5 protein-coding genes are annotated in these 6647 nt (G+C 65.0%); 2 read left to right on the top strand and 3 right to left on the bottom strand.

Annotated elements, in window-relative coordinates:
- Positions 1-13: 13 nt before the first annotated feature.
- Entirely contained in the window at positions 14-700 is a 687-nt protein-coding gene (gene leuD, locus Q0K62_RS05875) for a 3-isopropylmalate dehydratase small subunit (protein ID WP_297317049.1), read from the bottom strand.
- Positions 701-751: 51 nt separating this feature from the next.
- A complete protein-coding gene (gene leuC / locus Q0K62_RS05870; RefSeq protein ID WP_297317048.1) occupies positions 752-2155 on the bottom strand; it encodes a 3-isopropylmalate dehydratase large subunit in 1404 nt (467 codons plus the stop codon).
- 215 nt (positions 2156-2370) lie between these two features.
- Between leuC and Q0K62_RS05865 the strand changes: the two genes are divergently transcribed.
- Positions 2371-3132: an IclR family transcriptional regulator gene (locus tag Q0K62_RS05865; protein WP_297317050.1), complete on the top strand. Its 762-nt coding sequence runs from the start codon at positions 2371-2373 to the stop codon at positions 3130-3132.
- An 89-nt stretch (positions 3133-3221) separates the two neighbouring features.
- Here the strand turns inward: Q0K62_RS05865 and Q0K62_RS05860 are convergent, their stop codons facing one another.
- Entirely contained in the window at positions 3222-4703 is a 1482-nt protein-coding gene (locus Q0K62_RS05860; RefSeq protein ID WP_297317047.1) for a serine/threonine protein phosphatase, read from the bottom strand.
- Between the two features lie 198 nt (positions 4704-4901).
- Here Q0K62_RS05860 and Q0K62_RS05855 point away from each other — a divergent pair, with 198 nt between their 5' ends.
- Complete coding sequence (locus Q0K62_RS05855) at positions 4902-5861, top strand: polyprenyl synthetase family protein (RefSeq protein ID WP_297317046.1); 960 nt, start codon at positions 4902-4904, stop codon at positions 5859-5861.
- The last annotated feature ends 786 nt before the right edge of the window (positions 5862-6647 follow it).

Genomic DNA, 6647 nt, shown 5'->3' with positions numbered 1-6647 from the left:
GGAGGGTCCGGAATCAGATGATGCCCTTCTTGGCCAGGGGACCGTCCCAGTCGACGTCCTGCTCCCTGGCGGATGCGATGGGCTGCTCGGGCAGGTGCTTGGCAGGCAGGGTGGTGGGCTTGAAGGGGAAGCGCTCGGCCCGCATCTTCTCATAGGCCACGATGTCATCCTCGTGGTGGAGGGTCAGGTCGATGTCGTCGTACCCGTTCATCAGGCGCCAGCGCACGTAGTCGTCCACCTGGAAGGGCAGGACCACGTCGGCGCAGGTGACCGTCCGTGAATCCAGGTCGACGGTCATCTCCATGCCGGGCTCCTGCTCCAGGAGCTTCCAGAGCAGTTCGACCGACTCCTGGGGCATGATGGCGGCCAGGACACCGTTCTTGGCGGTGTTCCCGTAGAAGATGTCGGCGAAGCGGGGGGCGATGACCACCCTGAACCCGTAGTCGCGCAGGGCCCAGACCGCGTGTTCGCGAGACGACCCGATGCCGAAGTCGGGCCCGGTCACCAGGATCTGCCCCTTGGCGTACTCGGGCCGGTTGAGGAGGAAGTTCGGATCCCTACGCCAGGCGTAGAAGAGGGCATCCTCGAAACCGGTCTTCTTGACGCGCTTCAGGAAGACGGCCGGGATGATCTGGTCCGTGTCCACATTGGAGCGACGAAGGGGCACCCCGACCCCCGTGATGACGGTGAGTTTTTCCATGATTACCTCGAATTTCCTGCCTCGAAATACCTGACTGCCGGAGCCCTGGGCCTAGAGGTCGGCCGGACTTGAGATGGTGCCCTTGATGGCCGTTGCCGCTGCCACCTGGGGTGAGGCCAGGTGGGTGCGCCCTCCCTTGCCCTGGCGCCCCTGGAAGTTCCTGTTGGAGGTCGATATGGACCGCTCGCCCGGGGTGAGCTGGTCGGGGTTCATGCCCAGGCACATGGAGCAGCCGGCGTTGCGCCACTCGGCCCCGAAGTCCTTGAAGATCTTGTCGAGCCCCTCGGCCTCGGCCTGGAGCCGCACCCTGGATGAGGCCGGCACCACCAGCACCCGGTGGAGGTTCTTGGCCTTGTGGTTCCCCTTCATGATGGAGGCCGCAGCCCGCAGGTCCTCGATGCGCCCGTTGGTGCATGACCCGATGAAGACCGTGTCGACGGCGATGTCCTTGATGGACATGCCGGGCCTGAGGCCCATGTAGTCGATGGCCTCCTGGGTGGCCTGGCGCTTGGCCGCGTCCGATATGTCCTCGGGCACGGGCACCTGGGAGTTGATGGGCAGACCCTGACCTGGGTTGGTCCCCCAGGTCACGTAGGGCGAGAGATCGGCCGCGTTCAGATTGACCTCCTTGTCGAAGACCGCATCGTCATCGGTCTTCAGGGTCTTCCAATACTCCATGGCCTTCTCCCACATCTCACCCTCGGGTGCGTGGGGGCGTCCCCTGAGATAGTCGAAGGTGGTCTGATCGGGGGCGATCATGCCGGCCCTGGCCCCGGCCTCGATGGACATGTTGCAGATGGTCATACGGGCGTCCATGGAGAGGTCGCGGATGGCCCGGCCCCGGTATTCCAGTACGTGCCCCTGGCCGCCGCCCGTGCCGATCTTGGCGATGATGGCCAGGATGATGTCCTTGGCGCTGACCCCCTCGGGGAGCTTCCCCTCCACATTGACGGCCATGGTCTTGAAGGGCTTGAGGCTCAAGGTCTGGGTGGCCAGGACATGCTCCACCTCGGAGGTGCCGATACCGAAGGCGAGCGCCCCGAAGGCACCGTGGGTGGAGGTGTGGGAATCCCCGCAGACGATGGTCATGCCAGGCTGGGTCAGGCCCAGCATGGGAGCGAAGGCGTGGACGATGCCCTGGTCCGCGTCGCCCAAGGGGTGGAGGCGGACCCCGAACTCCTTGCAGTTCTTCTCCAGGGTCGAAATCTGGAGGGCCGAGATCTTGTCGGCGATGGGCCGGTCGATGTCGACGGTGGGGGTGTTGTGGTCCTCGGTGGCGATGACCTGGTCGACGTGACGGATTCCACGGCCGGCCAGACGCAGCCCCTCGAAGGCCTGGGGGCTGGTCACCTCGTGCATGAGCTGCAGGTCGATGTAGATCAGGTCGGGTTCACTCCCCTGTCCCTTGCTGACCAAATGATCGGCCCAGACCTTTTCCGCCAGTGTCTGTCCCATAACGCCTCCTCGGACCAATGCCCATAAGCCGGATCCAAGCCCTGAACAGGTCCCCATCCGGCGTCTACCCCGAGTATGAAACTCCGCTGCCCTTATGAACTTTTGCATTTCACATACTGAGATGCCATAATGCAACCATGACCGAACCAGCCAAGAACGTAAGAGGGGTACAGGATTGGCCCCAGGAAACGACACCCGATCTCAATCATCAGACCATGGGTTCGCAGGAGTCCCATGATGGTGAGATCCATTCGGGCGTCGGCGTTCTGGACAAGACAGTCAAGATTCTTGACACCCTGGAATCAGGGCCCATGACCCTGGGCCAGCTGGTCAACACCACCGGCCTGGCACGCCCCACGGCCCACCGCCTGGCCATCGCCTTGGAACGCCACCGTTTCGTGCTGCGTGACGCCCACGGCCGGTTCATCCTGGGTTCCCGCTTCGCCGAGCTGGCAGCCGCCGCCGGTGAGGACCGTCTCCTGACGGCCGCCGGGCCCATCCTGCGGACCCTGCTCGACCGCTCCGGTGAATCGGCCCAGATCTTCCGTCGCCAGGGCGACATGCGCGTCTGCATCGCCGCCGTGGAACGGGCCTCGGGCCTGCGCGACTCCATCCCGGTCGGCGCCCTCCTCTCCATGGAGGCGGGATCCGCCGCACAGATCCTTCTGGCCTGGGAGGACTCCGAGCGCCTCCACCAGGGCCTGCGCCACGCCAAGTTCAATGCGGCCAAGCTGGCAGCCGTCCGCAAGCGCGGCTGGGCCGAGTCCATCAACGAGCGCGAGGAGGGCGTCTGCTCCATCTCCGCCCCGATCCGCAACGGGTCCGGGCAGGTCATGGCCGCCATCTCCATCTCGGGACCCGTCAACCGGATGTCCACCACCCCGGGGCGCCACTATGCGCCGCTGGTCATGGCCGCCGGCAAGTACCTGACCGAGGCCCTGCAACGGGCATCCTCCGGTCCCGGCCACCGGGCCTGACGGCATCAAGGCGAGGCTCCCGGACCCATCAGCGGCCGACCGCCCATCCGCCGGCTCATTGGCCTACCGACCCACCGGCCCGGGCACCGTTACTTGTGCCTTGATGACCCCCAGGAGGCCACCAGTCCTGCCAGGGCCGTCAGCCCACCGGCCAGGAAGCCGGGCCTGCGCAGGAGGTTGACCGCGTCTCCGGTGGATGTGGGCACATGGCTCATGGCAAAGGTATAGACCTTATGGGAGCTGGGCCTGCCCACCAGGTCACCGAACTCCAGGAGCTGGGTGCGCGGATGATGGGGGTGGCGAATGTCGAACTCGAAGAGCCTGGCCGCCCGCTTGCGCGGCACCGGGCCGTAGGCCCCGAATCCGCAGGTCGGCGTGGCCCCCAGAACAATCCCCCCGGTCTGCCCCACGAACCCGTTGCGGTGGTCGTGGCCGGCGAAGAGGGCGAAGAAGCCGCGGTCCCTGGTCAGGATGTCGAACTCGCCGCTGTCCTCATCGGGGCAGGACACCCCCTCCCCCAGGTAGGAACCGGCATAGGTGCGCGACTCATCAAGGATGTAGCACTGGGAGTCGAAACGCCGGTACCCCTGGACGGCGTAGGCCGTGGTGGATGAGACCGGCTTGAGCAGATCATAGAACTGGGGCAGGGGCATATGCTGGAAGACCATGGACCGGTTGCCCACCAGACGGGGGACGGATCCCAGGAATTCCAGGGCCTGACGGGAGGGAGACCCGTACCCGCCGGACTGGGCGTAGTCGCCGGAATCAAGCAGAACCAGCCCCATGACGCTGCCCTTCCCCTCCATGTCGGCCACGGGCAGGGCGAAGGTGCCCGGCTGGCAGACGAAGGCCTCCTGATCAGGAAGGACGGAACCGCGCAGGGCGTAGGGGCGGTCGGGCCGGGCCGCGGTGGCTTCCGGATTCAGACAGCCGGGGAACTCACGGTAGATGGCATCCATCTGGTCGGTATCCAGCCCGCACTGAAAATCATGATTTCCGTAGGTCACGGCAAAGGGAATCCCCCGCTCCACCAGGGGGCCGGTGATCAGTTCGGCGGTCCTGCGGACCAGGTCTTCAGTGTGCTTGAGCTCCCGATGGCGGACCTGTTCGGCATCCCTGTCGTCACCGTTCGCCCCGGCACCCCGGGATGCCGCGCCGTACGGGGCGGCTGACCCGACACCCGTGCCCGCACCGTTGGGCCTGCCCAGGGAGGCGCCGCCCAGACCGAGCGCTCCCCCCATGCTCAGACCGGCCGAGTAGACCCCATCCAGCGGGGTGCTCCAGCGCCGCTTCCGGAAGGTCCGTTCGTAGGCCGTGTCATACCCGGCCACCTGGTTGCCGGTGAAGATGACCAGGTCGGGCCGGGCGGCATCGCAGGCGGCGGCGATCAGCCTGACCGTATCCTGGGAGACCTTGGGCCCCTCCTGAACATCGGCCAGTTGCAGGAGCCTGAACTTGCCGGAGTGGTGGAACTGCAGACGCCCCAGCCGGGCGGATACCGACAGGGGACGGCCATCGTCCTCCCCGGATTCCACACGGGAGACCCGGGCGGAGTGGTTGTGCTGACTCATACCATCCAGACTACTTCACTTGTTCGTGAGCCCATAGCCACAGGAGGCATACCTCCCGCTTCGGCCACAAGGATGTTATTTTCCCCACATTCGGGGCCATCAGGTAGATTCGGCCTGCAAATCATGCTGGTTATGACGGAATGGCTTGATATATTGAGCACGGTGCATTCATCGATGAGTATGAGGGAGCGGTTCTCCATGGCAGAAGGGCAAGAGCTCCTATTGCGTGAGGACATGAAGCGGGTTGTGGCCCGTCTTCATGAGGAGCAGACGCACGTCGAGCCCTATCGGGACGACTACCGAAGGCTGCTGGACAACCATGGCAAGATGATCCGGGCCGCCATGGTCATCCTCTTCGCCAGGGCCTGCAGGCCCACCCGGGAACCCGTGGACGAACGGGTCATCACCGGGGCCGCCGCCATCGAAATGCTCCACCTGGCCACCCTGGTCCATGACGATGTGCTGGACGATGCCCCCATCCGGCGCAAACAGCCTACGGTCCATACCATTCGGGGCAACAAGGCGGCCATCTATCTGGGCGACCTGATCCTCTCCCGGTACATGGAGATCATGGCGGAGATCGCCCCGAACACCGACTTCATCCGCGAGCAGGCCGGAACCGTCTGCGAAATCGTGGGCGGCGAGCTCTACCAGGAGTCCGGACGCCACCACACCGACATCACCGTGGACTACTACGACAAGACCATCTCCGGCAAGACCGCGGCCCTCTTCCGCCTGGCCTGCCTGACCGGCATCCGCCTGGCCTGCCTCCGGCCAGGCCAGGCTATGGAGGAGACCGCCCGGACCTTCGGCGGGAACCTGGGCATGGCCTTCCAGATCATTGACGATATCAACGACTTCGACCTGGACAAGGACACCGGCAAGCCCAAGCTGGAAGACATCCGTGACGGCATCTACACCCTCCCCGTCCTCCTGGGGCTCAAGCGGGACAAGGACTTCAGGGCCGTCATCGAATCGGACAGCCCCAAGGATGTGCTCGATTACCTGCAGGGCCACCCGGAACTGGCGGAGGAGAGCAGGCAGACGGCCCGAGACTACCTGGGCAGGGCCGCCCAGGCCATGGAAGGTTCCCCGGTGAACAGGGACGTCCGCACCCTGCTGGACGAGCTGGTCCAGGCTCTGACCAGCCAGGTCTGAGCCGCCGGGTTCATCGTAAAGGGCTCCAGGGGCGAAGGCGAACCCTGGGGCCACCATGAGCCCGAATACCCGGAAGAGGGTGGTGACGGGCACGTAGTGGTTCATGTCCTTGCCGTACTTGGCATCGTACTTCTCGTGCAGCTCCTCGTTGACCGTGTTCACGCCCTCGACGGCACCGGTCTTCTTCCCTTGGGCCAACTGTGGCATGGCACCCGGAATCCCGACCGACCACTCGACCTTGTGGTCCTTCTCATTGATCAGGGCCGCGGCCTGCCAGAGGGGCCGGATCGCCGGTGTCCTCGTGGATGGCCTCGGTGGCCGCCAGCTTCATTGGCTGGTCGGTAACGATGAACTCGCCCTGCAGGTCGCCATGGGCGATGACACAGATGCCCCCTGCCGAACTCGGTCATGGTCGTGCGGACCTCTTTCCCGGTCACCGCATAGATGGTCTCCATGATGGCGACCGCCAGGGCCAGACCGATGGACTAGGGGCATGGGATAAATGAAATATCGTCGTCATGGCGAACTGGAATCTGGATAAGCCCGGAACGGTGAACATGGTCCTCCCTTTCCGGAGAATCCATCGGATGGGATGCGCGGTGCGCATCCAGGCAGATCCGAACCCTGATTCAAGATCCGCCTGGCGGCGGCCCACCCCCGATTCCGAGGCGGGTTTCCGCCGGGCAGGTCGACCGGTACCGATGGGTGGGCGAACAACCAGTTTCAAGGCCGAAGCCGGCGGAGATCCGTATTCCTGACCGTTGCCTTAACTCGGAGAACACCCTG

It is taken from the genome of uncultured Bifidobacterium sp., assembly GCF_945269915.1.
In the GTDB taxonomy this organism is placed as follows: domain Bacteria; phylum Actinomycetota; class Actinomycetes; order Actinomycetales; family Bifidobacteriaceae; genus Bombiscardovia; species Bombiscardovia indica.
Note: the sequence above shows the minus strand (reverse complement) of the source record. Positions and strands in the feature narration are given on the sequence as shown.

Coding starts and splice junctions, on each gene's coding strand:
- leuD (WP_297317049.1), bottom strand. CDS start 700: ATGGAAAAACTCACCGTCATCACGGGGGTCGGGGTGCCCCTTCGTCGC.
- Q0K62_RS05860 (WP_297317047.1), bottom strand. CDS start 4,703: ATGAGTCAGCACAACCACTCCGCCCGGGTCTCCCGTGTGGAATCCGGG.
- Q0K62_RS05865 (WP_297317050.1), top strand. CDS start 2,371: ATGGGTTCGCAGGAGTCCCATGATGGTGAGATCCATTCGGGCGTCGGC.
- Q0K62_RS05855 (WP_297317046.1), top strand. CDS start 4,902: ATGGCAGAAGGGCAAGAGCTCCTATTGCGTGAGGACATGAAGCGGGTT.
- leuC (WP_297317048.1), bottom strand. CDS start 2,155: ATGGGACAGACACTGGCGGAAAAGGTCTGGGCCGATCATTTGGTCAGC.